Here is a 26,381-nt window from a genome sequence, read left to right as displayed (position 1 = left end):
AAAGAAAAAACCGCTTTGAATCAGAATCATTATGTAATGAACTGGCAGCCTGTCCAACCGTAATTCTCATTTCAGTTAAACCGCTATACATAAATACAACCACTATATTATAACATAACGCCTACTGCTTTCAACTATATGGTGTGATTTACAAATAAGAAATTTCTTCAATATCCTTAATCATCGTGCAGGCTTCTTCGAGTTCGCGGCTGTCAAACACGTACATCATATGAAGTTCCTCCGGCTCAATGTCAATGCCGTGCATCTCGTAACCGACCTTATGAAGCGCAGCCGCCCATAAATCCGCGTTCAAAAACTTCGGCATAAAAGGGTGCAGGACGTACAGATGCCTTCTCCACAGCTCCTCGACGGCAGCGTATAATGTAGGGTTTTCATTGCCGAGCGTTTCATCAAGCACCCGAAGAACGCGATGCAAAATCGGAGCTGCATCAGGCTGAACCGTTTCACTCGGAACCGCGGTCATTGAATCGCCGAATTTTGTAATATGAACCGGCTTGCTGTAGTCATGCTCCGCCATCAGCGTCAAAATCATCGTCTTGATAAGCGGATGCGCGCCCGGATCTTGAAGAATTGTTTTTAAGAGACCCGTGTATTTTGCAATATTGCGGTCTTTAAGAGAATGAATCAGATTCATTTGTTCAGCGGGGCTGTTCAGCACTTTTTCCGCATCAAGAATGTCCTCGTATTCCTCCTCCCACGCCTCATCCTGCTGATCGGGATCGGTCATTTTGCGGCTGAATTCGAGCAGCCGGTAGAATTGCTCCGCACTTTCTGCGGGCAGCTGGTTTTCTTCCAGCACAGCTTCAATTGTGCTTTTGACTTCTTCATATTGTTTCAGCTGAATTAAAATGGTCATGTACACCTGCAGCACGGTGAAATAATGGCCGTACCCTTCATTCAGCATTTTCTCGCAAACTTGTTTTGCTTCTTCCAATTCCCCGAGTTCCAGAAAACAAATCGCCATGCCTAAATGTACGTCGGACTCGGTATCGCCGTGGCTTACCGCCTCTGAAAACAGTTCGAGGGCCTCCTCATACTGTTTATCCTTCATGGCGGCCATCCCTTTATCAACCAAGCGTTCTTTCAGACGGGGGAAAGGAATGATATCAGCTTTTTTCTTGTCATGCGTCATACTTTATTTCCTTTCAGGCGCTATTTTGTTCAAGTGTATCAACACGCGTCATGAAACACAAGAAAGGATGATGCACACGGTAAAAAAAGCTGCCGGACAGATGCCGGGCAGCTTTTTTCAGGCTTGAAGCCATGAACTCCTTTTCGATTCAAACTGCTGAATGTCGTCCTCCAGCAGAAGTGTTAATGAAATTTCATCATAACCGTTAATCAGCATTTCCTTCCAGTGAGGATCGACTTCAAATGAAATCTCTTTTCCTTCACTGTCATGAATGAGCTGGTTTTCCAAATCAACCGTCATGTTAAGAGACTGATTTTCATATTGGCCGGCGAGTTTTTTCCACTGATCATACGGCATACGGATGGGAAGCATACCGTTTTTAAAACAGTTTTGATGAAAAATATCGGCAAATGACGGAGCAATGATGATTTTGAAGCCGTAATCATCCAACGCCCAAGGAGCGTGTTCACGGGATGATCCGCAGCCGAAATTCTCTCCGGCAATTAATATGGACGCGCCTTCATAGACTTTACGGTTTAATTCAAATTCAGGGTCAGGCTCACCGTTCTCAAGGTATCTCCAATCAAAAAACGCGAATCTGCCGTATCCGGTTCTTTCAATTCTTTTCAAAAACTGTTTCGGAATAATCTGGTCCGTATCGACGTTGATCCGGTTTAAGACGGCCGCTTTTCCCGTATGCGTTTTTAAAGGTTCCATCTTTTCGCGCACTCCTTACACAACTGTTTTTTCTTGATAAAACTTTCTTACATCGACGAAATGCCCGTGAATGGCCGCCATTGCCGCCATCGCCGGGCTGACAAGGTGTGTTCTCGCGCCTTTTCCCTGTCTGCCTTCGAAGTTGCGGTTGGAAGTGGAAGCGCATCGTTCCCCTTCAGGCACGACATCATTATTCATACTGAGGCACATGCTGCAGCCTGATTCTCTCCATTCAAAGCCGGCCTCGAGAAACACGCGGTGCAGCCCTTCTTCCTCGGCCTGCTGTTTCACGCTTTGAGAACCCGGCACCACAATGGCTCTGACGCTGTCGGCGACTTTTCGGCCTTTGATCATATCCGCAGCCTGGCGAAGATCGGTCATCCGCGAATTTGTACAGGAGCCGATAAACACATGCTCGACTTTAATATCTTCAATTTTTTGATTCGGCGCGATTCCCATGTATTCGTACGCGCGGATGGCTTCTTTTTTACCGTCTTCAGAATCAATCGTTTCCGGCGCCGGTATTTGGGCATCGACCGGAAGAACCATGCCGGGATTGACGCCCCATGTTACCATTGGAGAAATCTCGCTGCCGTCTAACACGATGGAATGATCGTATACGGCGCCCGGATCGGTTTTTAACGCTTTCCATTCTGCGGCGGCTTTTTCAAATTCCTCGCCTTTTGGCGCGTATTTACGGTTTTTACAGTATTCAATCGTCGTGTCATCTGGAGCGATCAGTCCCGCCCGTGCTCCCGCTTCTATTGACATATTGCAGACGGTCATGCGTTCGTCCATAGACATGTTTCTGAATACTTCCCCGGTGTATTCAATGACATATCCGGTACCGAATTTCACCCCGTATTTTCCGATGACCGACAAGATGACATCCTTCGCTGTCACTCCTTTTTGGAGCGTTCCGTCAACGCGGATTTCAAGCGTTTTCGGCCGCTGCTGCCATAATGTCTGTGTGGAAAGAACATGTTCCACCTCACTTGTGCCGATACCGAAGGCAAGCGCTCCGAACGCGCCGTGAGTCGATGTATGGCTGTCTCCGCAAACGATCGTTTTTCCCGGAAGTGTCAGACCAAGCTCAGGCCCGACTACATGAACGATCCCCTGGTCTGCGCTGTGAAGATCCGCAAGACGGACGCCGAACTCCTCGCAATTCCGTTCAAGCGCGGTTACTTGGCGCTTTGCGACTTCATCTTTAATGTCAAAACGGTTGACGGTCGGAATATTGTGGTCCATCGTCGCGAATGTGTTCTGCGGCCGTCTGACCTTTCTTCCCTTCTGCCTTAACCCTTCAAACGCCTGAGGAGACGTCACCTCATGAATGAGGTGCAGATCAATATAGAGAAGGTCGGGTTTTCCTTCACCGCTTTTTACAACATGCCGATCCCAAATCTTTTCGATGATTGTTCGAGGCATCATCTTTGTTTCCTCCCTCTACCTATGAACTAAGACCGCTTTCTTTAAAGCGTCATACTATAAATTTTGTATTCGAGCCGGCTAATGCGGCTTTTACTTTCCCAGTAATGTCATGCGTTCCGGCATATTGGCCGTCCCGGGCGATATCACGTGTACGGCTGCCGTCTGCAAGCACCTTTGCGACCGCTTTTTCCACCGCCTGCGCTTCGTTTTCAAGTCCGAAAGATGTTCTCAAAAGCATCGCCGCTGATAAAATCGCCGCAAACGGATTGGCCATCCCTTTACCGGCGATGTCAGGCGCAGATCCATGCACGGGTTCAAACAAGTGAAGACCTGAACTTGATAAACTGGCTGACGGCAGCATGCCGAGCGAGCCTGTCAGCATGGAGGCTTCATCGCTTAAAATATCGCCGAACATATTCTCAGTTACGATGACGTCAAACTGGCTCGGAGCGTAGATGAGCTGCATCGCGGCATTATCGACAAGCATATGTTCAAGCGTCACATCAGGAAATTCTTTTGCGATTTCATCTGCCGTTTCCCGCCACAGCCTGCTTGAAGAAAGCACATTCGCCTTATCAACGGACGTCACTTTTCCTTTTCTGCCGGCAGCCATCTTAAAGGCTTCTCTGACAACGCGTGCGATTTCTTCTTTCTTATAAAAAAGGGTATCGACCGCTTCCTTTTCTCCCGCTTCATTGACATACTGTCTGCTCGGTTCTCCGAAGTAGAGGCCGCCCGTCAGTTCCCTGACGATTACAAAGTCGACGCCGCTGATATATTCTTTTTTCAGCGGAGACGCCTCAGACAAGCTTTCAAATACGGTCACGGGACGCAGATTCGCAAACAGGCCGAGTTTTTTTCTGATGCCGAGCAGGCCTTTTTCCGGTCTGAGCTCCGGAGGATTTTGGTCCCATTTCGGTCCGCCGACTGCCCCGAGCAGGATGGCGTCGGATCTTTCACAAAGAGCCACCGTCTCCTCAGGAAGGGGGTTTTGATGGGCGTCAATGGCCGCTCCCCCGATCAGTCCGTTTTCAAATTCAAATTCATGTCCGAATTGTTCGGCAACGCTTTTCAATACATCTGCCGCTGATTCCGCCACTTCCGGTCCGATTCCGTCACCGGGAAGCAAAGCAATGCGTTTTTTCAAATCAAACGTTCTCCTTTCTATTACGAGCCGACCGCAGTCTGTCTCTTTAATCCGTCTAAATTGCAATCCAGCACCAACTGCCGGTTCACGGCGTTCAGATAAGCTTTAGCAGAAGCTTCCAGAACATCCTGCGCGATTCCCCGCCCTGATGTTTCTTTTCCGTTCACGGTCACTCTGACGTAAACTTGAGCCAGCGCGTCTTCGCCTTTCCGGTTGGATTGGATGCGGTAGTCTGTCAGTTCAATATTTTTATCGATGCAGCGCCCGAGCGTATTATAAACGGCTTCTACGCTGCCCGCCCCCGTTGCCGCCTCTTGCATCAGCTGTTCGTTTTCCTGATTTTTCAAAGAGACTGTTGCAGTCGGCACCTGAGACGTCCCGTAATGCACTTGCAGAGACAGAAATTCATAGCCGATTTTTTTGTCCGTCACTTTTTCTTCTAAAATAAGAGAAATCAAGTCATCATCGGTGATTTCTTTTTTCTTTTCGGTCAGTTCTTTAAACATCGTAAAAAATTTATTGATTTCCTCACTATCAAACTGGAATCCAAGCGCATTCAGGCGGTCTTTGAACGCATGGCGTCCGGAATGCTTTCCGAGTACGAGCGCATCAGCAGTCACGCCGACAAGTTCCGGTGAAATGATTTCATATGTTGATTTTTCTTTCAGGAAACCGTCTTGGTGAATGCCGGATTCATGTGCGAAAGCGTTATCTCCGACGATTGCTTTATTGCGGGGAACGGCCATGCCCGTCAGTTTGCTGACAAGATCACTCGTCCGCTTCAATTCATGAAGATTGAGAGATGAATCGGCTTGATGCGCGTCATTTCTGACATGAAGCGCAACGGCGATTTCCTCTAGCGCGGCATTCCCGGCTCTTTCTCCTATGCCGTTAATGGCGCATTCAATTTGATCAGCGCCGTTCTCAATTGCCGAAAGTGAGTTGGCAACCGCCATTCCGAGATCATCGTGGCAATGGGCTGAGAGCTTTACCCGGCTGATATTCGGAACGTGTTCCTTCATATATTTAAAGATGTTTCCGTATTCAGCAGGCGTCAGGTAACCTACAGTGTCCGGCAGGTTGATGACGCTCGCGCCGGCATCAATCACTTTTTCCACGATTTCAGCCAGAAACGGAAGTTCGGTGCGGCATGCGTCTTCTGCCGACCATTGAACGATCGGAAAGCGTTCTTTTGCATACTTCACCATTTCAACCGCTTTTTCCTTAACCTCTTCCCGCGTCATTTTCAGCTTATGCTTCAGATGAATGTCAGAGGTGGCGATAAAGATGTGAATGCGCGGGCTGACCCCGTCTTTCAGCGCTTCCCAGGCTGCGTCAATGTCACCTTTGACAGATCGGGCAAGCCCTGTTACCGAACAATTTTTAATCGTTCTTGCGATTTCCTGCACGGCTAAAAAATCACCTCGGGATGAAGCGGGAAATCCCGCTTCAATAATGTCCACCCCGAGTCTTTCAAGCTGCTTGGCTATCGCCAGTTTCTCCCGGGAATTGAGGTTGACCCCGGGAGATTGTTCACCGTCACGAAGGGTCGTGTCGAAAACATTAATTTTGCGCAACGGAGACCACCGCTTCCTTCTTTTTGCCTTGTTTGACAAACGGCATCATTTCACGAAGCTGTCTGCCGACCTTTTCAATCTGATGCTCGTTTTCGCTTGCATTGATCGCATTGAAACGAGGACGGTTCACTTGGTTTTCCACGATCCATTCTTTTGCGAATGTACCGTTTTGAATATCCGTTAATACTTGTTTCATCGATTCTTTTACCTTCGCATCGACTACGCGCGGTCCTGATACAAAGTCTCCCCATTGAGCCGTATCGGAGATAGAGTATCTCATGCCCGCCAATCCTTCTTCATACATCAAGTCTACGATCAGCTTCAGTTCGTGCAGACACTCGAAGTATGCGAGTTCAGGCTGGTAGCCGGCTTCTGTCAGCGTTTCAAAACCCGCTTTGACAAGCGCCGTTAAACCTCCGCACAGAACAGCCTGCTCACCGAACAAATCCGTTTCCGTTTCTTCTTTAAATGTTGTTTCAAGAACCCCCGCACGCGCTCCGCCGATTCCTTTTGCATAAGCAAGAGCCGTATCTTTCGCTTCGCCTGATACATCCTGGTAGATGGCAAACAATGCCGGTACGCCCGCGCCTTGTTCATATGTTCTTCTGACAAGGTGTCCCGGTCCTTTAGGGGCGACAAGGAATACATCCACATCAGCAGGAGGCACGATCTGATGGAAATGGACGTTAAATCCGTGTGCGAATACCAATGACTTGCCCGCCGTCAATTCATCTTTGATTTCAGCTTCATATACTTTTTGCTGCTGTTCATCCGGAAGAAGAACCATAATGATATCAGCCTGCGCAGCCGCTTCTCTTACCGAAAAGACTTGATGACCGTCTTCTTGGGCCTGTGTAAATGATTTGCCTTGTCTGACGCCGACAATGACATCAATTCCGCTTTCTTTTAAGTTCAGCGCGTGTGCATGACCTTGTGAACCGTAACCGATAATCGCTACTTTTTTACCTGCCAATACGTTCTCTTTGATATCACCGTTATAATATACTTTTACCATTTTAATCTCTCCCTTTTTTGTGTTATACAATTGAAATTGTTTTATTGGATGACGCCTTCTGCTGGGTTCCCCTCGCAAAAGCCGTTGTGCCCGTTCTCGCGATTTCTTTAATTCCGTAAGGTTTGAGAAGCTCTATGAGCGCTTCGATTTTATTAGATTCGCCGGTAACCTGAACGACGATGCTGTCTCTTGAGACATCAACGACGGAAGCTCTGAACGGCTCAATGATTCCATTGATTTCCGTTCTGGCCGACGGTGCGGAAACAACTTTGATTAATGCCAGCTCACGCTGTACAATCGATTGGTTTGTAATATCCGTCACTTTCAGGACGTCAATTTGTTTGTTAAGCTGCTTTGTCAGCTGCTCTACGTCATTTTCGCCTTCCACATGGACGACAAATGTAATCCTTGAAACACCGCTTGTTTCCGTGTGGCCTACAGTGATGCTTTCGATATTATAGTGTCTTTTTGTAAACAGGCCGGTGATCCGGTTTAATACTCCCGAGCGGTTGACCACCGTTAATGTGATAATGCGTTTCAAGGTTTCACCCCCACCATTTCATGAAGTCCTTTACCCGGCGCGATCATCGGGAATACTTTCTCGCTTTTGGCGACCCGGACGTCAATAACGGCCGGTTCTTTTGATGAAAGCGCCTTTTTAAGCTCTTCTTCCGCCTCTTCTTCCGATGAAATCCGGACGCCTTTAATGCCGTAGGCTTCTGACAATTTGACAAAGTCAGGCTGCGCCGAGAATTTGGATTCAGAATAGCGTTCTTCATAGAAGATTTCCTGCCACTGTCTGACCATGCCCAGACATTCGTTGTTCAAGATAACCACTTTGACAGGGAGATTCAGCTGCCGGATGACATCTAATTCCTGAAGGGTCATCTGAAAACCGCCGTCTCCGAGGATGGCAACGACCGTGGCGTTACGATCGGCCAGCTGCGCTCCGATAGCCGCCGGAAGGCCGAAGCCCATTGTGCCGAGTCCCCCCGAGGTAACCCACTTATCAGCCTTTCGGAAAGGATAAAACTGAGCCGCCCACATCTGGTGCTGGCCGACATCCGTCGCCACAATCGCCTCACCGTTTGTGAATTGGTGAATATACTCAATCAGCTTTTGGGGTTTCAAGCCTTCTTCACTGTCGTCTGTATACCAAAGCGGATATTCTTCTTTCCATTCTGAAAGCTGCTGTTTCCATTCCTCTGTCTGTCCCTGTTTTCCGTTTTGCTTCAATAATTCCTGAAGGACGATTTTACTGTCGCCGACCACCGGAATCTGCGTTTCAATAATTTTTCCGATTTCAGCAGGATCAATATCGATATGCGCTACTTTGGCCGATTTTGCAAAATGCTTCAGATTTCCGGTCACGCGGTCATCGAACCGCGCTCCTATGCTGATCAGCAAGTCACAGTGATAAAGCGCCATATTCGCTGTGTATGTGCCGTGCATCCCCGCCATTCCCAGAAAAAGAGGATGGTCTGCCGGGAAACCGCCCAGACCGAGAAGCGTGTGCGCTACCGGAATTTGCTGCTGTTCGGCATAATTTTTTAAATCTTCTGAAGCTTTACCGTGCAAAACACCCGCTCCGGCTAAAATAACCGGCTTTTTCGCACTGCTGACAGCTTCCACGAGCTTTCGGATCTGCAGATAGTTAGGCTCTTTTACCGGCTGATAACCCGGAAGATTGATCTCGTGATCATATCTGAATTCTCCTTCAAATGCTGCGACATCCTTCGGTATATCAATTAATACCGGGCCCGGTCTTCCCGTCGTGGCAATATGGAACGCCTCTTTAATCACACGAGGGAGATCTTCCGGACGGCGGACTTGGTAGCTGTGTTTCGTAATCGGCATCGTAATTCCTAAAATGTCGGCTTCCTGGAAAGCGTCGCTGCCGATGACCGAAGTGGCCACCTGACCGGTAAACACCACGAGCGGCAGTGAATCAATCATCGCATCCGCAAGACCGGTAACTAAATTTGTCGCTCCGGGTCCGGAGGTAGCAATCACAACCCCCGGCTTTCCGGAGACTCTCGCATACCCTTCTGCCGCATGAATCGCGCCTTGCTCGTGGCGGGGCAGGATGTGAACCAATCCTGATTGATACAGTTTATCGTAAATCGGAAGGACGGCTCCCCCCGGATAGCCGAAGATCATCTCGACATTTTCTTTCTTTAATGATTCAATCAGCATCAGAGCCCCGTTCATTGTTTTTGTACAATCGGCAGACAAAGAATCCGCCTGTACATTTGTGCCCATTTTCAGTTCCTCCTTTTCAATGTTCCCTTCTAAAATCCAATTCATAAAACGCAGCGCCGGCTGACGCAAATAAAAAAGCCTTCCCACCCACATTCAGCCAAGCATTTCATGCGATAGCCAAAAGGGGCGAAAAGGCTTTGCTCTCCGCGGTACCACCCTTGTTTACGGTCATATGCAGACCGTCTCATGGATAATGATTATCCGTTTTGATAACGAGTAAACATTGCGTTCACTCGGCCGAGTCCTACTCTTTACATTTCAGACCGGCACTCTGAGGGGAGTTCACTTTGATTTGTTTTACCGGCTCTCAGCGTTACCGGCTCTCTGTGAAAAACTTCAGCAAAGCTACTTATCCTCTTCTGCGCTTTTTATTATGGCAGCTCTTTTATTAAAAAAGAACCTTCATTTGTTTGTTTTTTCAGTGTTTTATGATTTTTCTTTTTAGTGTGAATCATTTATTTATTTTTGTTTGAACTCATATTACGCCCGTTTGCAGACAGTGTCAACAGCATTTTTATAATTATTAGACAATTTAGATTAATCAATCTACTTTGTATACGCTTTCATTACTGGTACAAAGGGATCTGTAAATATTAAAAGTTTTTATCATTTTTTTATTAATCTCTCAAGATTACATGAAATTTTTCCGTTCATATACGAATATGTCACATTTTATTACGCGATTTTTCTCTGTCCTTCCGGCATGCTTGTCAGATATTCCGTTCGATTGAACAGGCTCTTTATACAGACATACGCATACACTGTTCTTATCTCGTAAGAAATGAGTGATGTCATGAATAAGATGTTATCAGGCATGCAGGGCCTGCCTCCTGGATTTCCGCCTTTACCGGTCTTACCGCCGCAATCTTACTATCCTCCGGCCCCGATGCATACAGCACCATATCAAGGCGGCCCTTCTTTTCAGCAGGGATTTCCGCCATCCGGATACGGACAGCAGACCCCGCAAAGCACGCTGTCATTCGCCGGACAGCAATTCGTTCCGTACCCTTATACATCCGGGTACTACGGCCAAACCTTCAGTGACGTCGGCGGAAGCCTCGGCGCCGGGACACATCCCGGCGCGCTCGGAGGCGGTTTCAGCGGCCATGCCGGGGGCTTCAGCGCTCCGAGCGGATTCAGATGATACAAAAACCGGTCTCACACGGCCGGTTTCTTTTCTTATTCACAGAGTATAACGGTCATTCCACTGATTCATTTCCTGCTCCGTATAGTAATCAGCCCTTGAAACCTCAACAATGATTAAACCGCATTGAGTGATTAAAAATTGTTTCAGTTCCTCAAACAGCTCGTCTTTTCCGCAAAAGATCGTTTCTATATTGTGATTTTTATATGCAAATGCGTACTTCAAAAGCTAATTCCTCCTGCTGTCTTTCTAACAATCACCGACAAAACGTATGATAGAAATCAGATAATTTATCACTCAAGGGCGCCTTAAGTATCTTTATACATATATTTATTACGGTAAATATTACATTAAGTTTCATTTATATTAAAATTACTTTACAATTTTCATCAAATACGGAACTTTTGTTTCGTAAAATAAAAATAAAATACAAAAAAAACCTCAAACCCATTGTCAGGGCTTGAGGTTTTTTATACGTCCCAGGAGAGATTCGAACTCCCGACCGACGGCTTAGAAGGCCGTTGCTCTATCCGGCTGAGCTACTGGGACATGAAAAACAAATATCTGCTGATCATTTTACCATGATATCAGCGAATTGACAATATAGTCATCCGATAAAAAAGGCCAGCGGCATCAGTTTTCACTCTGATGTCACCAGCTCTTTTTTTGTACGTCCCAGGAGAGATTCGAACTCCCGACCGACGGCTTAGAAGGCCGTTGCTCTATCCAGCTGAGCTACTGGGACAGCTTTTGCTTTATGTATCAGCGACAAGATTTATTATATACAGGTTCAAATCATAAGTCAATATTTTTTTAAAAACTTTTGATGGGGAAGAATGAAATCTCCCCCATCACTTGTTAAAAACTGATTGTATTCCCCAAGTCCTTCAATTCCCGACCCGTTTCGTCGTAAAATGTCACGGCGCCTTCTCTTTCTGTAAGAGTAAGAATGGCATAGCTTTTCACATTGCGGACTCTCGGAAGACGGATGCTGCCCGGATTAATCAAAAGCTTGCTCCGAAGCACTTCACTCCCGGCAATATGTGAGTGGCCGAAGCAGACGATATCCGCCCCAAGCTCTTCCGCCCGGTAAAAAACAGTTAAAAGTGACTGTTTAATGCCGTGAAGATGCCCGTGAACAGCCAGAATTTTCTTTGAGCCGGCGTCCAGAAGGAGTTCATCCTGAAACCCGCCGCCAAAGTCGCAATTGCCTTTTACCGTGTGATACGGCGTGAGTGCCGGATGTGCGGCGTCAAGCTCTGAATCACCGCAATGAATCATCAGATCCGCTTCGTCTTCGTGCCGCTTTGCAATCGTCTCCAGCTCGTCTTCAAGGCCGTGACTGTCACTTATTATCAGCACTTTCATTGCATACGCTCCCCCTTATGAATCAAGCAGCTTTGACAGTTTCTTGAGCGCCTCAGCCCTGTGGCTGATTTTGTTTTTCTCAGCGCTTGTCAGCTGGGCCATGGTTTTATCTTTATCTTTTACAATAAAAATGGGATCATAGCCGAACCCGTTATCTCCTTCGGGTCCTTCCGCAATATACCCTTCAACATGACCTTCGACCGTTTTTGTTTCCTGCCCCGGCATGCTGACGGCAAGGGCGCAGCGGAAACGGGCCGTGCGCTGCTCTTTTTCGATGCCTTTTAATTCTGACAGCACCTTGTCCATATTCGCCTTATCATCTTTTGCTTCTCCGGCATAACGGGCTGAATAAACGCCCGGTCTGCCTCCAAGGTTGTCCACTGATAAACCGGAGTCGTCTGCAATGACCATTTTGTTGACGGCTTTTGCCACGGCTTCCGCTTTTAAGATGGCGTTTTCTTCAAAGGTATGTCCGGTTTCCTCAATTTCTTCCGTAAATCCGATTTCCGCCAAAGAAGAGACACTGTAGCCTTTCGGTTCGAGTATTTCCTTGAATTCTTTCACTTTTCCCTGATTGTGTGTCGCAATAATGACTTCTTTCACGCTGATCAGGCCTCTCTTTCTTATTTCAGTTCAGGCAATGTTTCTCCGAGCACTTCTTTTTGCTTTTGAATAAGCGTCTGGATTCCTTTTTCGGCAAGGCTTAACAGTCCGTTTAAATCTTCACGGGAGAATGTGGCTTCTTCGCCCGTCCCTTGAAGCTCTACAAAACGTCTGCTTCCCGTCATGATGATATTCATGTCGACTTCAGCAGCCGAATCCTCTTCATAATTCAGATCCAAAAGAAGGCCTTCTTCTTTATCCATCCCGACAGAAATGGCCGCGAGATAATCTGTCACAGGAGAGGTTTTGATAACGCCGCTTTTTACGAGTTTGCCGGTCGCAATGGCCATTGCCAAGAATGCGCCCGTAATGGAAGCCGTTCTTGTTCCGCCGTCAGCTTGAATGACGTCACAGTCGATCCAGATCGTCCGTTCGCCGAGCTTCTCCAAATCAACGACGGCCCGGAGCGCGCGCCCGATCAGCCGCTGAATTTCCATCGTTCTGCCGGAGACCTTTCCTTTTGAAGATTCTCTTATCGTTCTTTGATTCGTCGCGCGGGGAAGCATGCTGTATTCCGCTGTGATCCAGCCTTTTCCTCCGCCGCGTAAAAATGGCGGCACCCGGTCTTCCACAGATGCATTACAGATGACCTTTGTATTTCCCGCTGTAATTAAAACAGAGCCTTCCGGGTGAGTGATAAAATCCAAATCAAATGTGATAGGGCGCAGCTCATCGTGCTGTCTTCCGTCGTGTCTCATATTTTACCTCCGATTATATGTACATAAACCTTTTGTTCCGGATTGTGAATAAAGAAAGAGGCAGCCGGAACGCTAACCTCTTTTTTACTAGTATATCAAAAATCGCAAATTAAAAACTACCCGTATTCACTTGTGCCGGCCTCGAAACAGGTTTTGAAAGGGATTCTCCTTTTTCATTCACCAGTTCTGATTTTCCGTTTACTTTTATAGAAACACTTTTAATCGACGGCTGTTCGGTTAACGTGAGAACGATGCTGTCCAGTACGCCCGATGACACCATTTTTGTTTTTTCGTCGGCGCTTCCGTAAATAGAGCTGTTAAAGTCCAGTGTAACCTGGCCGTCTTTCACTTTCGGCTTGCTGAGAAGCTTAACATCGTTATTAAAGTCCGTCAAAAGCCCGCTTGCTTTGCCCGGTCCGTCGGTGAGCTGTTCAACGGCAGCGGTGATGTCATTTGTTTCCGAATTGTCAATCCGCTTTGTAACAGGCACGTAGTATTCGCTTGTCTCTGTTTCCGCCAGATAATATACAGTCAGCGGATGGGTGTCTGTCAGATCATTCACTCCGGCCGTTTCAATATTAATCCCGTCTTTTCTGCTTAAGTCGCCCGTAATCGGCGTGCCGCCCACAGGCATTTCTTTCAATTCGTGCCCGTTGATTCTGATTTTGACTTTATCTATTGAGCTGAATTGGGTAAGCGTCCATGTAATCGATTGCAGGATTTTTTGTTCGTCTTCTTTTTTATAGTTTTTAAATTCCTTCGAAAAATCAGCGACGGCAGTTCCGTCTTTTTTAATATCGACATTTACCGTCGTATCCGCAGGGAGCACCGCTCTGAAGCCGTTCGGCAGGATTTCTGATACAGGCCCTCCCTGAACCAAGTACTCAAGGGCCTGCTTTGCGGTTCCCTCACTGTTCGGAAGAGGCAGTGTCTGTGCTGCGACATAGCCGTTTTTATCAATCAGATACAGTTCTCGCATGACTGTATTGGCCGGCTGGTCGGCTTTAGAAGTGCCGTTTTTCTCTGACTGCTTTGGTTTTGCCTGAATTCCCGCTTCATCCTTTACATATGAAATGTCTTGAGGCGGGTCAATTTCCCCGGCTGTTTTATCGGATTGAAACAAACCGCATCCAGATAACACAAAAGCCGAAGTAAGACATGTTGCAGCAATGACTGCAGGTCCTTTTTTCAGCATACTTTTCCCTCCTAAGGCTGTTTGTACTATGATGTATACGAGCCCTGTCAGGGAAATAGACCGGGAAGCGCAAAAAAACCCGCCGTAAACAGCGGGTTTTTTGATTTATTTTCTGACCGGCTCTTGAAGGGAGATGCACTCGACATGGCCGATTTCGTGGCCGAACCAGTCTTCGGCAATTTTTGCGAAGCCGTTCCGCTCTCCCGTTGTAAGAAATTGATGCTCCGGTTCATGTTTCGATTGGTTTAACAAACCTTTATAAGACAAGATGGTGCTCACTTCTCTCGCCGTCTCGTCTCCGGAGGAAATGATTTTCACATGCTCTCCCATATAATTCTGAATCGGGTCTTTTAAAATCGGATAATGCGTACATCCTAAAATCAAGGTGTCAATTGATGTACCTTTTAAAGGTTCAAGCGATGCTTCAACCGCTTCCTCCGCTGATTCCTGAAGAAACCGTCCGCTTTCCACAAACGGCACGAGCAGCGGACAAGCCGTGTTCTCAACTTGAAGTTCTGCGTTTAACCCGAGCAGCGCCTGCTCATATGCTCTGCTTTTAATGGTATTGACCGTGCCGATGACGCCGATATGCTGGTTTTTCGTGACCTTTATCGCCGTTCTCGCACCCGGCTGAATGACGCCGACAACCGGAATATCCGTTTTGCGCTGAATATCCTCCAAGGCAATGGCCGTGGCCGTATTACAGGCGATCACGAGCATTTTGATATGGTGGTTTTCCAGCAGGTAATCGGTCATTTCCCACGTGTATTGAAGAACTTCTTCTTCAGGACGCGGGCCGTACGGGCAGCGTTTTGTATCTCCCACATAGATGATATTTTCCTTCGGTAGCTGTCTCATGATTTCCTTAGCAACGGTTAACCCGCCAACCCCGGAATCAATGACTCCTATCGGCTGTTCCAACAAAATCGCCTCATTTTCTTTTCATTTCATGTTGCAGTTTCAATAATGATTTTTCGAAAGCGGCTGTTTCTTCTTCGGAAAATGTCGCAAACATATCCCGCAAATAAGCCTGTCTTTTCAAAATCACTTCTTGGATAATGCGCTCTCCTTCAGCGAGAAGATGAATTCTGACGACCCGTCTGTCAGCCGGGTCTTTGACCCGCTCGACAAGCTTATTTTTTTCCATGCGGTCTATCAGATCCGTCGTCGTGCTGCAAGCCAAATACATTTTGCCTGATAATTCGCCTATTGTCATATCCCCCAATTCATAAAGCCATTGAAGCCCCACGAATTGCGGCGGTGTAATTGCATATTGGTTAAGGATTTCTCTTCCTTTTTGTTTAATGATCGCAGCGATATGGCGGAGTGATTTTTCGATATCCGCAACATGCTCTACAGATTTTGATGTCATTTGTCCATCCCTCACTCAAGGATCTTTCTGGGCTATGCGCTCCGTGTCTATTTTCCTTCTTTTTTTAAGAAAATGCAAGACTGACGGAGAAAAAGGAAAAACCGGGATTTTCACCGCATGCCCATCAGCCCGGGCGCCAACGCAAATAACCGGCTCCTTCTCGTAAAGAAGGAAAACCGGCAAGAATCAGAGCTCTAGCTCACCCATTCTAAGAAGCTCGACAACAGCTTGCGAACGCCCTTTCACACCTAACTTCTGCATGGCATTTGAAATGTGATTCCGTACAGTTTTTTCACTGATAAATAGCTCGCTTGCAATTTCCTTTGTTGTCTTGTCTTGAACGAGCAATTCGAATACTTCTCTTTCTCTTTTGGTCAGCAGCGGCTTTGATTGAAAATCTTTCTCCTTCAAGTATTGTAACCCTCCTTGCTAAGGTGAGAGCGAATCTGAAACGAATGGGTTTATATAGTCAAGATATCATATGTAAAGGGCGCTTCGGAGGTGACGTCTCTTAGAGAAATAGTTATCCGTTCAGGCGAGCAGAATGCCTTTCTCCCGCTCCGTCCAGCTGACCGCTTTGCCGCTTTTCTTCGACACTTGAACCATAACGACGGAACCTGTAAAGCACGGCAGGCCCGACTCATTTTCTCCAAGGTAATGAAGGGTGACGGACGCATTTCCGGCAGCGCTTGCTTTCACATAAATCCGCAGATTTTCATACGGCATCACCTGACGCATATAGTCGCACTGCTGGCTTGCGACGACCGTCATCGTTTCCGAGTTTTGCGCCGTCATGCCCCGCTGTTTAAAATAAGCGATCCGTGCTTCTTCAAAATAGATGAAAGGGGTTACATTATTCATATGGCCGAACATATCCGTTTCTGAAAAACGAACCGATACTTCAGTAAAGAAAGAAAACGACTGTCTCCATTCTTCAAACGGGATATCAATATATTGCGGTTGTTTCATCACCTTCAGCTCCTTATAAAAAAACCTCTCCCGTGCGGAAGAGGCTCTTTTTCTCTTTCTTATACTCTGTCGCTTCCGAAGAAATTACGGAATGCTTGTAAATTGGTATCTCTGTTCAAAGCAGCGATTGAAGTCGTAAGCGGAATGCCTTTCGGGCAGGATTGAACACAGTTTTGTGAATTCCCGCAATCTCCGAGGCCGCCGTCTGTCATTAAAGCTTCTAAACGTTCTGCTTTGTTCATCGCGCCCGTCGGATGGGCGTTAAACAGACGCACTTGCGACATCGGGGCAGGCCCCATGAATTTCGACTTGCTGTTGACGTTCGGGCAGGCTTCGAGGCAGACGCCGCATGTCATGCATTTAGACAATTCATATGCCCACTGGCGGCGTTTTTCCGGCATTCTCGGCCCCGGCCCCAAATCGTAAGTTCCGTCAATCGGCACCCATGCTTTCACTTTTTTCAGTGAATCAAACATTCTGCTGCGGTCAACCTGAAGGTCACGGACAACCGGGAATGTTTTCATCGGCTTCAGACGGATCGGCTGTTCCAGCTTATCAATCAGCGCAGTACATGACTGGCGCGGTCTTCCGTTGATGACCATGGAGCAGGCGCCGCATACTTCTTCAAGACAGTTCATGTCCCATGCGACCGGAGTGGTTTTCTCTCCTTTTGCATTCACGGGATTTCTGCGGATTTCCATCAGGGCGGAAATCACGTTCAGATTCGGGCGGTAATTGATTTCGAATTCTTCATCGTATGGCGCGCTTTCGGGCGTATCCTGGCGTGTAATGATAAACCGTATCTTTTTCTCACTCATGATTATTTCGCCACCTTCTTCTTCGAGTAGTCGCGTTTACGGGGCGCAATCAGTGATACATCGACATCCTGATATTCAAATTCCGGAGCTTCAAACGGACCGGCATGTTTAGCCATCGTCGTTTTGAGCCACTCATCGTCATTTCTTTCAGGGAAATCCGGTTTATAGTGCGCTCCCCGGCTTTCATTTCGGTTATATGCGCCGAGCGTGATGACTCTGGCAAGCTGAAGCATATTGGAGAACTGGCGGGTGAACATCGCTCCTTGGTTGCTCCATTTTGTCGTATCGTTGATATTGATTTTCTTAAAGCGTTCCATCAGCTCTTGGATTTTGTCATCCGTTTTCAAAAGCTTGTCGTTGTGGCGGACCACCGTGACGTTGGCCGTCATCCATTCTCCGAGCTCACGGTGAAGCACGTAGGCATTTTCGTCGCCGTCCATCTTCATGATATCGGCCCATTTTTCTTCTTCTTTTTTCACATAGGAATCAAATAATGAAGAAGACAGGTCTTCCGCTGATGTTTCAAGTCCGGAAACATATTTCACCGCATTCGGTCCGGCCACCATTCCTCCGTAGATGGCGGAAAGCAGAGAGTTCGCCCCTAAACGGTTTCCTCCGTGCATTGAATAATCACATTCACCCGCTGCGAACAGTCCGCGGATGCTTGTCATCTGATCATAATCAACCCACAGTCCGCCCATCGAATAGTGAACGGCAGGGAAAATTTTCATCGGAAGCTTGCGCGGGTCATCGCCCATGAATTTTTCATAGATTTCGATAATGCCGCCAAGCTTAACGTCAAGCTCTTTCGGATCTTTGTGCGACAGATCGAGATACACCATGTTTTCTCCGTTGATGCCGAGTTTCTGATTCACGCACACGTCAAAGATTTCACGTGTCGCAATATCCCGCGGCACGAGGTTTCCGTAAGCCGGATATTTTTCCTCGAGGAAGTACCAAGGTTTTCCGTCTTTGTACGTCCAGACTCTACCGCCCTCGCCGCGCGCCGATTCACTCATCAGACGCAGTTTATCGTCCCCCGGGATTGCTGTCGGGTGAATTTGGATAAATTCGCCGTTTGCATAATAAGCGCCCTGCTGATAGACGATTGATGCGGCAGATCCCGTATTGATCATGCTGTTTGTTGATTTTCCGAATACGATTCCGGGTCCTCCCGTCGCCATAATAACGGCGTCAGAACGGAATGACTCGATTTGCATATTGGTCAGATTTTGGGCTACGATACCGCGGCACGTGCGCTCATCGTCAAGAACGGCGCCGAGGAATTCCCAGCCTTCGTATTTTGTGACGAGACCCGCCACTTCATATCTGCGCACCTGCTCGTCCAGTGCGTAAAGAAGCTGCTGACCCGTCGTCGCTCCCGCGTAAGCGGTTCTGTGATGCTGTGTACCCCCGAAACGGCGGAAGTCCAAGAGCCCTTCCGGCGTTCTGTTAAACATAACCCCCATGCGGTCCAATAAGTGGATAATGGACGGTGCCGCTTCACACATCGCTTTTACAGGAGGCTGGTTTGCCAAAAAGTCGCCTCCGTATACCGTGTCATCAAAATGCTCAAACGGAGAGTCTCCTTCCCCTTTTGTGTTGACAGCTCCGTTTATCCCGCCCTGCGCGCAGACCGAGTGAGAGCGTTTGACCGGAACGATGGAAAACAATTTAACGGCCGTGCCTGATTCCGCTGCTTTAATTGTCGCCATGAGGCCGGCTAGACCCCCGCCGACTACGATAATGCTTGATTGACTCATGATAGCCCCTCTCCCTCTAGTAATCTAGTTCTCTTACACAAACGCAAAAATCGCTTTTAAACCTACGTATGAAAGCGCTAAAAATATAATCAGCGTCACGTAAGTCGAAATTCTTTGAGAACGCGGCGTTACCGTGATCCCCCATGTGACCGCAAAAGACCATAAGCCGTTTGAAAAGTGGAAAATGACCGATAAAACGCCTACAATGTAAAAACCGAGCATAAACGGCGAGCTCAGAATATTCGCCATCATATCGAAGTTGACTTCAGCGCCCATCTGCGCGGCAATCCGCGTCTGCCACACATGCCAGCTGACGAAAATAAGGGTGAGAATACCAGTGACACGCTGAAGCACAAACATCCAGTTTCTGAAATAACTGTAGTGGCCAGCGTTGTTTTTCGCAGTAAATGCTATGTACACACCGTAAACCGCATGATAAATTAAAGGTAAGAAAATAATAAAAATTTCTAACGCATACCTGAACGGCAGACTGTCCATAAAGCCGGCCGCCTTGTTAAACGCATCCGCTCCCCTTGCGGCAAATTGGTTGACGACTAAATGCTGGATCAAAAAGATGCCGACCGGAATAACACCGAGCAAGGAATGCAATCTTCGAAAATAAAACTCTCTGTTCCCAGACATTACTTTACCCCCTGTTTGATTTAAGTGCGAAATGTACTAAAATCTCTGCCCCCACTTCGTTTCAATTGTAAGCACTTTATTAAAATTTATTGACAATTTCATTTTACTCCTCCCTCAAAAGGGCGTCAAGAAAACGTGTACATAAATTATAATTTTCGGAATTGATTATCTGGAGGGAAAATTTTATTTTCCTGCGATATCTTTCTCACTTTTTTTCACGGGTTTTATAGGATCATCCTGTAATCCTCCCCCCTGTTTAAGCTATAATAAACGAAGGAGAGAGGGGAATACATAATATGAAGAATAATTATGAAGCAGCTTTAGAACCTTTAACTGAACTCGACGTCAGCGCATACGGCTACGAATTAATCCGGGAAATCGTGCTTCCGGATATCCTCGGCCCGGATCATTCATCGATGATGTATTGGGCGGGAAAACGCCTCGCCCGCAAATTTCCTCTTCAATCGTGGGAAGAAATCCCCGCCTTTTTTGAAAAAGCCGGCTGGGGAACTTTGACAAACGCAGGATCAAAAAAACAAGAATTGGAATTTGAACTGGAAGGACCGCTCGTGTCCAGCAGGCTCAAACATCAGAAAGAGCCTTGTTTCCAGCTTGAAGCCGGTTTTATAGCCGAACAGATTCAATTGATGAACGATCAGATTGCAGAATCTTATGAACAGGTAAAAAAGAGAGCGGATAAAGTCGTCCTGACCGTAAAATGGGATATGAAGGACCCTGTATAATTGAAAAAGGCGGTGACTCAAAAGTCCCGCCTTTTTGCCTGCCCGTTTATACGGCAGACGGCTGTTTAGAAAGCTCAAACGCATCATGAAGCGCTTCGACCGCTTTCACCATATCATTTTCGCTGACAACCGCTGATACTTTTATTTCGGATGTGCTTACCATTTTGACTTGTACATTTTTTTCCGCCAGTACGGCAAACATGTCCGCGGCGACGCCGGGATTTGAAACCATGCCCGACCCGACAATGGAGACTTTCGCCAGTTTTCTTTCGGTTTCAATTTTTTCATAGTCAAGCGCGTTTTTATATTCTTCAAGCACGGCGACCGTTTGCGCGGCATCTTCCGTTTTCACCGAGAAAGAAATATCCGCTTCCCCATCGTCCGACTGTGTCTGAATAATGATGTCAACGTTGATGTTTCGTTTTGCCAGCGCGGTGAAGATTGTTGAAAGTGTTGTCAGTCCGCTTGCAAGGCCCGTAACGGACACCCTCGTGATCTGGTCTTCAAATGCAATTCCTCTGACGATTAAATTCTGCTCCATTGATGATTCCTCCTCAATTAATGTCCCGGCTTCATGTTCCGTGCTTGACCGCACTTCTAAAGGCACTTGGTAGTTTTTCGCGAACTCAACCGCCCGCGGGTGAAGAACACCCGCTCCTAGATTTGCAAGCTCCAGCATTTCATCATAAGAAATCCCCGCCAGTTTTCTCGCTGACCGGACATACCGCGGATCTGTCGTAAATACGCCCGGAACATCTGTATAAATGTCGCATTTATCCGCATCCAGCGCTGCTGCAAGAGCGACCGCCGTCGTATCGGAACCGCCCCGTCCGAGCGTCGTGATGCCGCCGTCTTCCGTTACGCCCTGAAAACCGGCAACGACTGTAATTTTGCCTTCTGCAAGCTGCGAACGAATCGCCGTGATATCAATATCCGTAATTCTCGCATTGCCGTGAACGGCTTCCGTGCGGACACCCGCCTGCCAGCCCGTATAAGAGACGGCGTCATATCCTTTTTCCTGAAGCGCCATGGCCAAAAGCGAAATCGTGACCTGCTCCCCCGTAGACAAAAGCATATCCATCTCGCGTCTGCTTGGTTCAGATGTGATTTCAGCCGCGAGGTTAACGAGCGCGTCGGTTGATTTTCCCATTGCCGAAACGACGACTACGACATCATGGCCTTTTTGCTTTTCAGCAATGGCGCGATTTGCGGCATTTTGAATTTTTTCGGCAGAGCCGACGGAAGTGCCTCCGAATTTTTGTACGATAAGACCCATACTAGACCACCCTTTACATTTTGGTTCGTGCGGGTGAGGAGAAAAGAGCGTTTTGTCCACAATAAAAAAAGCAATGAGAGGAATAGCTCTCATTGCTTTTTCATATCATTACGATTGATTATGAACAACGAGATAGCCCTCCAAGAAAATGAATTCTTGACAGCCTTACATTTATTTAATGCAAGGCCAGCAAATCACACCGATGGGATGTGATACACTTCGGCGACGCTCCCCTTTCAGCCTTTTTCACAGAATCCATCATTCTCCAAAGGCTTACTATTGAAGTTCGCACCTCTATCTTCACCATATAACACGATCTTATGAAATTAGTTCACATTCTAGCAGATTTTTCAGGAAAGCACAATACTATTTTTTTAATTTTTCAAACAGCAGCTGGGCCGCCGCGGCCGGGACACCGGCTTTTTTGATATCGTCAAGGCTTGCTTCCTTCATCTTTTTGACAGATCCGAAATGTTTTAAGAGCATTTTTTTGCGTTTTTCGCCGATTCCGGGGATATCATCCAGAACGGATTGAAAGACGCTTTTTCCCCGAATCTGTCTGTGAAAGCTGATCGCAAAACGGTGAACTTCGTCCTGAATGCGCTGAAGCAGGTAAAACTCTTGGCTGTTCCGCTCCAGAAACACCGGTTCAAGCGGGTCGCCGATCAACAGGTTCGATGTCCGGTGTTTATCATCTTTCGCCAATCCCGCTACCGGGACATCAAGGCCGAGCTCATTCTCGAGCACGTCGCGCGCCGCGTTAATCTGCCCTTTTCCGCCGTCAATGATGATTAAATCCGGCAGCGGAAGGTTTTCGCGGAGCACCCTCGTGTATCTTCTTCTGACGACTTCCCTCATTGAGCCGTAATCATCAGGCCCTGTTACGGTTTTAATTTTATATTTGCGGTATTCCTTTTTATTCGGTTTTCCGTCTATAAAGACAATCATGGCCGATACGGGGTTTGTGCCTTGAATATTGGAGTTGTCAAACGCTTCAATCCGATGCGGCGTGTAAATATTCAGTGCGTCGCCAAGCCGTTCGGCTGCACCGATTGACCGTTCCTCATCCCGCTCGATTAACGAGAATTTTTCCCGCAGGGCGATTTTCGCATTTTTGTGCGCAAGCAAAAGCAGCTCTTTTTTCGGGCCTTTTTTCGGCTGATGCACGGCGGTTTCCAACAGCTCGCTGATCATGTCCCTGTCAACGCTGTCAGGCACCAGAATTTCCTTAGGCAGAAAGTGATTGTTTTTGGAATAGAACTGGCCGATGAAGGTCAGAAACTCTTCATCCGCTTCCTGATACATCGGAAACATGCTGACATCGCGTTCGATCAGTTTTCCTTGGCGTATAAAAAAGACTTGGACGCACATCCAGCCTTTATCGTAGGCATATGCAAACACATCGCGGTCCAGAAGGTCATTCATGGTCATTTTCTGCTTCTCCATCGTCGATTCGATGTGAGCAAGCTGGTCGCGGAATTCTTTAGCCCGTTCAAATTCAAGCTTTTCGGCCGCTTCTGCCATTTTCGCTTCAAGCTCTTTTTTGATTTCGTTATGCCCTCCCTTTAAAAAACGGGTGATGTCTTCAACAATCTCGCGGTTTGTCTCCTCAGATATATCCTTTACACATGGGGCGAGGCATTGTCCGAGATGATAATAAAGACAGACGCGGTCCGGAAGCTTTGAGCATTTCCTGAGCGGGTAAAGGCGGTCCAGCAGTTTTTTCGTTTCCCGCGCCGCCTGCACATTCGGATACGGGCCGAAATAGCGTCCTTTGTCTTTTTTGACATTCCGGGTGACAATCAGCCGAGGATGGCGTTCATGGGTGATTTTTATAAAGGGATAGGTTTTATCATCTTTCAGCATGACGTTGTATTTCGGATCGTATTTTTTAATCAGATTCATTTCCAAAATAAGCGCTTCAAGATTGGAGGAAGTCACGATATATTCAAAGTCCTCAATCTCCGTCACAAGCCGTTGGGTTTTTGCGTCGTGAGAACCGGTGAAATAAGACCGCACCCTGTTTTTCAAGACTTTCGCTTTCCCCACGTAGATGACTGTTTTTTGACGGTCTTTCATTAAATAACAGCCCGGCTGATCGGGAAGGAGGGCCAGCTTTTCTTTCAGTTGTTTATTCATACGTTACCCTTCCTTACATTCATTTCTCGTGTCCATTCAGTGTATCACGAACATTTGTTTTTCTCCATTCTCAGCTTTTGGAAGATCAAAAAAAGGCGATTCCCTTTCAAAGGAATCGCCCTGCCGTAACGGAAGCTTTCGGCTTACAGATGTTTGTTTACAAGCTCTTCAAGAGCTTCTTTCGGTTTGAAGCCGACAGATGTTTCAACGACTTCTCCGTCTTTTAGCACGAGAAGTGTCGGGATGCTCATGACGCCGTATTTACCGGCAGTTTCTTGGTTTTCATCCACGTCGATTTTGACGATTTTCAGTTTGTCTCCCATTTCTTGATCAAGCTCTTCAAGAACGGGCGCGATCATTTTACAAGGTCCGCACCAAGGAGCCCAGAAATCAGCCAATACGACACCTTCACTTGTTTCAGCTGAGAACGATTGATCAGTTGCTTTTACGATAGCCATTTGTTATTCCTCCAATTGTCAAATGATGATTTTTAGTATAGCATCTCCCATTCGTTCATGCTAATTTAATGCTTATATTATTTTCTCCCGAACCCGCCGGAAATAATCTTATTTATACAGTGTATTATAACCGGGCGGCGGGCGTTCAAAACTTAAGATGGATCCGCAGGCAGCGTGATTAATACAATCGCCATCGGAGGAAGCTCCGCCTCAAGTTTTCCTCCCTTTTGAGCAAACCCGGAAAACGGCTTCGGTTTGACGTTTTCCGGACTGCTGAATGTATTGTGGGCATTCATTTTTTCCGCGTGCAGAATCGTTCCCGAAGGCGTCCCTGTCTTTTTCATGCCCCGCAGTTCAATCTTCACGTCAGCTTTGTGCAGATGATCGATATTGCAAATGCTGATATGTATGTCTCCGTTTTGCTGTTTGGACGCTGAAATGCTGACTTGCGGGAGCCGGCCGTCATTCCATTCGTACCCGGCTGCATTAGTTTCTGCCGCCAAAAGAGATGCGTCCTGGTGCACCTTAAACATATCAAACACATGATACGTCGGCGTCAACAGCATTTCTTTCCCTTCTGTCAGGATCATTGCCTGAAGCACGTTGACGGTTTGCGCGATATTGGCCATCTGTACGCGGTCTGCGTGCTGATGAAAAATGTGAAAATGCGCGGCGGCGACAAGGGCGTCGCGGATCGTATTCTGCTGATACAGAAAGCCCGGATTCGTGCCCGGCTCAGGGTCAAGCCACGTGCCCCATTCATCAATGATCAGCCCGACTCTTTTTTCGGGATCGTACTGATCCATGATGGCGCTGTGCCTTGTGATCAATTCATCCATATGCGCCGCTTTTTTCATCGTGATGAACCATTCATCTTCCGTAAACTCCGTCGCTGATCCTTTCCCCTTCCAGAAGTCGCCCGGTATTGTGTAATAATGCAGGCTCAGCCCGTCCATGAGATCCGCGGCTTTTTTCATTAAAGTTTCAGTCCAGCGGTAATCGTCGACATTCGCGCCGCCGGCAATTTTATAGATTTCATTACCGCTGTAATTGCGGACATAGGTTTGAAAGTTTCTGTAAAGGTCGGCATAATACTCAGGATGCATGTTTCCGCCGCAGCCCCAGTTCTCATTTCCTATTCCGAAATATTTCAGCTTCCACGGTTTTTCCCGCCCGTTTTCTTTTCTCCAGTCGGACATCGGCGTGCCTGCTTCAAACGTCATGTATTCAATCCAATCAGCCATTTCTTTAACCGTTCCGCTGCCGACGTTTCCGGCGATGTACGGTTCACATCCGAGCAGTTCACAAAGCATCATAAACTCGTGCGTGCCGAATTCATTAGAATCAATCGTCCCGCCCCAATGGGTATTCAGCATGGTTTTGCGTTTCCCTACACCGTTTGCCCAATGATATTCATCAGCAAAACAGCCGCCCGGCCACCTGAGGACGGGAATCTGAAGCTGTTTGAGGGCGGCGGCGACATCCGTCCTGACCCCTCCGGTATTCGGAATATCGGAATCTTTTCCGACCCAGATGCCCTCATATATGCCTCTTCCCAGGTGTTCCGCGAAATGTCCGTATATGTTTTTATTAATGGTTCCCCGTGTGATATCAGTTTGAATGACTGCCGTATTGTGAGACAAACTTGATCATTCCTTCCCCTTAATAAGAATGAAAGCACTAGAGCCGATCTATCTGGGATGTATGCTGAATGGATAAGTTTGTAAGCGCTTTACAAAAGCTTATTACATTGGTTCGTACATGTCAATCTATTGTTTTATTAATCTGTAATTTGTACGAACTAATTAACACAAATCAAAACCCTCTG

General features: G+C 47.2%; 26 protein-coding genes, 2 tRNA genes, 1 riboswitch and 1 other annotated feature. Of the genes, 2 read left to right on the top strand and 26 right to left on the bottom strand.

Features of this window, described 5'->3' with window-relative positions; translation table 11 throughout:
* Positions 1–148: 148 nt before the first annotated feature.
* The 8 genes from ddcA to ilvB all read right to left on the bottom strand — a co-directional run bounded on the left by ddcA (position 149) and on the right by ilvB (position 9,305).
* Complete coding sequence (ddcA, locus tag ACWJJ4_RS06425) at positions 149–1,153, bottom strand: DNA damage checkpoint antagonist DdcA (RefSeq protein WP_436335064.1); 1,005 nt, start codon at positions 1,151–1,153, stop codon at positions 149–151.
* A gap of 117 nt (positions 1,154–1,270) precedes the next feature.
* Positions 1,271–1,870 carry a 3-isopropylmalate dehydratase small subunit gene (leuD, locus tag ACWJJ4_RS06420; RefSeq protein WP_007408146.1) on the bottom strand — a complete coding sequence of 200 codons (600 nt, stop codon included), beginning with the start codon at positions 1,868–1,870 and terminating at the stop codon, positions 1,271–1,273.
* A gap of 15 nt (positions 1,871–1,885) precedes the next feature.
* Positions 1,886–3,304 (bottom strand): 3-isopropylmalate dehydratase large subunit, encoded by a 1,419-nt coding sequence (gene leuC, locus ACWJJ4_RS06415; RefSeq protein ID WP_003152606.1) that lies wholly within the window; start codon positions 3,302–3,304, stop codon positions 1,886–1,888.
* 49 nt (positions 3,305–3,353) lie between these two features.
* On the bottom strand, positions 3,354–4,451 hold the full coding sequence (leuB, locus tag ACWJJ4_RS06410) for a 3-isopropylmalate dehydrogenase (RefSeq protein WP_173613172.1): 1,098 nt from the start codon (positions 4,449–4,451) through the stop codon (positions 3,354–3,356).
* A 20-nt stretch (positions 4,452–4,471) separates the two neighbouring features.
* Positions 4,472–6,028 (bottom strand): 2-isopropylmalate synthase, encoded by a 1,557-nt coding sequence (locus ACWJJ4_RS06405; protein ID WP_172614874.1) that lies wholly within the window; start codon positions 6,026–6,028, stop codon positions 4,472–4,474.
* Positions 6,015–7,043, bottom strand: coding sequence for a ketol-acid reductoisomerase (gene ilvC / locus ACWJJ4_RS06400; RefSeq protein ID WP_007408142.1), 1,029 nt, complete (start codon positions 7,041–7,043; stop codon positions 6,015–6,017). Before ilvC ends, ACWJJ4_RS06405 begins: the two co-directional genes overlap by 14 nt.
* Positions 7,044–7,065: 22 nt before the next feature.
* Positions 7,066–7,584 (bottom strand): acetolactate synthase small subunit, encoded by a 519-nt coding sequence (gene ilvN / locus ACWJJ4_RS06395; RefSeq protein ID WP_003152598.1) that lies wholly within the window; start codon positions 7,582–7,584, stop codon positions 7,066–7,068.
* Positions 7,581–9,305, bottom strand: a complete 1,725-nt coding sequence (ilvB, locus tag ACWJJ4_RS06390; RefSeq protein WP_146284269.1) for an acetolactate synthase large subunit — start codon at positions 9,303–9,305, stop codon at positions 7,581–7,583. The genes ilvN and ilvB overlap by 4 nt, the downstream gene beginning before the upstream one ends.
* Before the next feature lie 119 nt (positions 9,306–9,424).
* Positions 9,425–9,676, bottom strand: a binding site (T-box leader).
* Positions 9,677–10,098: 422 nt separating this feature from the next.
* Between ilvB and ACWJJ4_RS06385 the strand changes: the two genes are divergently transcribed.
* On the top strand, positions 10,099–10,449 hold the full coding sequence (locus tag ACWJJ4_RS06385; RefSeq protein ID WP_317461152.1) for a DNA helicase: 351 nt from the start codon (positions 10,099–10,101) through the stop codon (positions 10,447–10,449).
* A gap of 39 nt (positions 10,450–10,488) precedes the next feature.
* On the opposite strand, the gene ACWJJ4_RS06380 is transcribed toward ACWJJ4_RS06385, so the two are convergent.
* The 14 genes from ACWJJ4_RS06380 to sdhC all read right to left on the bottom strand — a co-directional run bounded on the left by ACWJJ4_RS06380 (position 10,489) and on the right by sdhC (position 19,937).
* Positions 10,489–10,674, bottom strand: coding sequence for a hypothetical protein (locus ACWJJ4_RS06380; RefSeq protein WP_007408136.1), 186 nt, complete (start codon positions 10,672–10,674; stop codon positions 10,489–10,491).
* A 250-nt stretch (positions 10,675–10,924) separates the two neighbouring features.
* Positions 10,925–10,998, bottom strand: a tRNA-Arg gene (locus ACWJJ4_RS06375).
* Between the two features lie 122 nt (positions 10,999–11,120).
* Positions 11,121–11,194, bottom strand: a tRNA-Arg gene (locus tag ACWJJ4_RS06370).
* 113 nt (positions 11,195–11,307) lie between these two features.
* The gene (locus tag ACWJJ4_RS06365; RefSeq protein ID WP_176283449.1) at positions 11,308–11,817 is read right to left on the bottom strand and encodes a YfcE family phosphodiesterase; all 510 of its coding nucleotides are present in this window, start codon (positions 11,815–11,817) and stop codon (positions 11,308–11,310) included.
* Between the two features lie 15 nt (positions 11,818–11,832).
* Positions 11,833–12,429, bottom strand: coding sequence for an XTP/dITP diphosphatase (locus ACWJJ4_RS06360; protein WP_095315571.1), 597 nt, complete (start codon positions 12,427–12,429; stop codon positions 11,833–11,835).
* Between the two features lie 11 nt (positions 12,430–12,440).
* A complete protein-coding gene (rph, locus tag ACWJJ4_RS06355; protein ID WP_454021515.1) occupies positions 12,441–13,178 on the bottom strand; it encodes a ribonuclease PH in 738 nt (245 codons plus the stop codon).
* Between the two features lie 109 nt (positions 13,179–13,287).
* Positions 13,288–14,373, bottom strand: a complete 1,086-nt coding sequence (locus ACWJJ4_RS06350; protein ID WP_003152582.1) for a GerMN domain-containing protein — start codon at positions 14,371–14,373, stop codon at positions 13,288–13,290.
* Positions 14,374–14,478: 105 nt separating this feature from the next.
* Positions 14,479–15,297, bottom strand: a complete 819-nt coding sequence (racE, locus tag ACWJJ4_RS06345; RefSeq protein WP_317461151.1) for a glutamate racemase — start codon at positions 15,295–15,297, stop codon at positions 14,479–14,481.
* 7 nt (positions 15,298–15,304) lie between these two features.
* The gene (locus ACWJJ4_RS06340; RefSeq protein ID WP_003152580.1) at positions 15,305–15,745 is read right to left on the bottom strand and encodes a MarR family winged helix-turn-helix transcriptional regulator; all 441 of its coding nucleotides are present in this window, start codon (positions 15,743–15,745) and stop codon (positions 15,305–15,307) included.
* 186 nt (positions 15,746–15,931) lie between these two features.
* Positions 15,932–16,156, bottom strand: a complete 225-nt coding sequence (gene gerE / locus ACWJJ4_RS06335) for a spore germination transcription factor GerE (RefSeq protein WP_003152579.1) — start codon at positions 16,154–16,156, stop codon at positions 15,932–15,934.
* Between the two features lie 120 nt (positions 16,157–16,276).
* Entirely contained in the window at positions 16,277–16,714 is a 438-nt protein-coding gene (locus tag ACWJJ4_RS06330) for an acyl-CoA thioesterase (RefSeq protein ID WP_003152577.1), read from the bottom strand.
* 59 nt (positions 16,715–16,773) lie between these two features.
* On the bottom strand, positions 16,774–17,532 hold the full coding sequence (gene sdhB / locus ACWJJ4_RS06325) for a succinate dehydrogenase iron-sulfur subunit (RefSeq protein WP_003152575.1): 759 nt from the start codon (positions 17,530–17,532) through the stop codon (positions 16,774–16,776).
* A 2-nt stretch (positions 17,533–17,534) separates the two neighbouring features.
* Complete coding sequence (sdhA, locus tag ACWJJ4_RS06320; protein WP_003152573.1) at positions 17,535–19,295, bottom strand: succinate dehydrogenase flavoprotein subunit; 1,761 nt, start codon at positions 19,293–19,295, stop codon at positions 17,535–17,537.
* 33 nt (positions 19,296–19,328) lie between these two features.
* Positions 19,329–19,937, bottom strand: coding sequence for a succinate dehydrogenase cytochrome B558 (sdhC, locus tag ACWJJ4_RS06315; protein ID WP_003152571.1), 609 nt, complete (start codon positions 19,935–19,937; stop codon positions 19,329–19,331).
* Positions 19,938–20,233: 296 nt separating this feature from the next.
* Between sdhC and ACWJJ4_RS06310 the strand changes: the two genes are divergently transcribed.
* The gene (locus tag ACWJJ4_RS06310; protein ID WP_003152568.1) at positions 20,234–20,680 is read left to right on the top strand and encodes a YslB family protein; all 447 of its coding nucleotides are present in this window, start codon (positions 20,234–20,236) and stop codon (positions 20,678–20,680) included.
* 46 nt (positions 20,681–20,726) lie between these two features.
* On the opposite strand, the gene ACWJJ4_RS06305 is transcribed toward ACWJJ4_RS06310, so the two are convergent.
* The 4 genes from ACWJJ4_RS06305 to ACWJJ4_RS06290 all read right to left on the bottom strand — a co-directional run bounded on the left by ACWJJ4_RS06305 (position 20,727) and on the right by ACWJJ4_RS06290 (position 26,196).
* Positions 20,727–21,956 (bottom strand): aspartate kinase, encoded by a 1,230-nt coding sequence (locus ACWJJ4_RS06305; protein WP_017418306.1) that lies wholly within the window; start codon positions 21,954–21,956, stop codon positions 20,727–20,729.
* A gap of 125 nt (positions 21,957–22,081) precedes the next feature.
* Positions 22,082–22,261: riboswitch (Lysine riboswitch) on the bottom strand.
* Positions 22,262–22,322: 61 nt separating this feature from the next.
* A complete protein-coding gene (gene uvrC, locus ACWJJ4_RS06300; RefSeq protein ID WP_071391533.1) occupies positions 22,323–24,095 on the bottom strand; it encodes an excinuclease ABC subunit UvrC in 1,773 nt (590 codons plus the stop codon).
* A 143-nt stretch (positions 24,096–24,238) separates the two neighbouring features.
* Entirely contained in the window at positions 24,239–24,553 is a 315-nt protein-coding gene (gene trxA, locus ACWJJ4_RS06295; RefSeq protein WP_003152560.1) for a thioredoxin, read from the bottom strand.
* A 152-nt stretch (positions 24,554–24,705) separates the two neighbouring features.
* Positions 24,706–26,196 carry an alpha-N-arabinofuranosidase gene (locus ACWJJ4_RS06290; RefSeq protein ID WP_165409496.1) on the bottom strand — a complete coding sequence of 497 codons (1,491 nt, stop codon included), beginning with the start codon at positions 26,194–26,196 and terminating at the stop codon, positions 24,706–24,708.
* Between the last annotated feature and the right edge of the window lie 185 nt (positions 26,197–26,381).

Source organism: Bacillus sp. JK62, from assembly GCF_053663455.1.
This window is presented reverse-complemented; position numbering and strand designations above follow the sequence as displayed.

What these genes read in the sequence shown, in the direction of transcription:
- ACWJJ4_RS06350 (WP_003152582.1), bottom strand. Translation starts at nt 14,373, where the DNA reads ATGCTGAAAAAAGGACCTGCAGTCATTGCTGCAACATGTCTTACTTCG.
- rph (WP_454021515.1), bottom strand. Translation starts at nt 13,178, where the DNA reads ATGAGACACGACGGAAGACAGCACGATGAGCTGCGCCCTATCACATTT.
- ACWJJ4_RS06340 (WP_003152580.1), bottom strand. Translation starts at nt 15,745, where the DNA reads ATGACATCAAAATCTGTAGAGCATGTTGCGGATATCGAAAAATCACTC.
- trxA (WP_003152560.1), bottom strand. Translation starts at nt 24,553, where the DNA reads ATGGCTATCGTAAAAGCAACTGATCAATCGTTCTCAGCTGAAACAAGT.
- leuC (WP_003152606.1), bottom strand. Translation starts at nt 3,304, where the DNA reads ATGATGCCTCGAACAATCATCGAAAAGATTTGGGATCGGCATGTTGTA.
- ACWJJ4_RS06330 (WP_003152577.1), bottom strand. Translation starts at nt 16,714, where the DNA reads ATGAAACAACCGCAATATATTGATATCCCGTTTGAAGAATGGAGACAG.
- ilvC (WP_007408142.1), bottom strand. Translation starts at nt 7,043, where the DNA reads ATGGTAAAAGTATATTATAACGGTGATATCAAAGAGAACGTATTGGCA.
- sdhB (WP_003152575.1), bottom strand. Translation starts at nt 17,532, where the DNA reads ATGAGTGAGAAAAAGATACGGTTTATCATTACACGCCAGGATACGCCC.
- ACWJJ4_RS06310 (WP_003152568.1), top strand. Translation starts at nt 20,234, where the DNA reads ATGAAGAATAATTATGAAGCAGCTTTAGAACCTTTAACTGAACTCGAC.
- leuD (WP_007408146.1), bottom strand. Translation starts at nt 1,870, where the DNA reads ATGGAACCTTTAAAAACGCATACGGGAAAAGCGGCCGTCTTAAACCGG.
- ACWJJ4_RS06305 (WP_017418306.1), bottom strand. Translation starts at nt 21,956, where the DNA reads ATGGGTCTTATCGTACAAAAATTCGGAGGCACTTCCGTCGGCTCTGCC.
- ACWJJ4_RS06385 (WP_317461152.1), top strand. Translation starts at nt 10,099, where the DNA reads ATGAATAAGATGTTATCAGGCATGCAGGGCCTGCCTCCTGGATTTCCG.
- uvrC (WP_071391533.1), bottom strand. Translation starts at nt 24,095, where the DNA reads ATGAATAAACAACTGAAAGAAAAGCTGGCCCTCCTTCCCGATCAGCCG.
- sdhA (WP_003152573.1), bottom strand. Translation starts at nt 19,295, where the DNA reads ATGAGTCAATCAAGCATTATCGTAGTCGGCGGGGGTCTAGCCGGCCTC.
- ACWJJ4_RS06365 (WP_176283449.1), bottom strand. Translation starts at nt 11,817, where the DNA reads ATGAAAGTGCTGATAATAAGTGACAGTCACGGCCTTGAAGACGAGCTG.
- ddcA (WP_436335064.1), bottom strand. Translation starts at nt 1,153, where the DNA reads ATGACGCATGACAAGAAAAAAGCTGATATCATTCCTTTCCCCCGTCTG.
- ilvB (WP_146284269.1), bottom strand. Translation starts at nt 9,305, where the DNA reads ATGGGCACAAATGTACAGGCGGATTCTTTGTCTGCCGATTGTACAAAA.
- sdhC (WP_003152571.1), bottom strand. Translation starts at nt 19,937, where the DNA reads ATGTCTGGGAACAGAGAGTTTTATTTTCGAAGATTGCATTCCTTGCTC.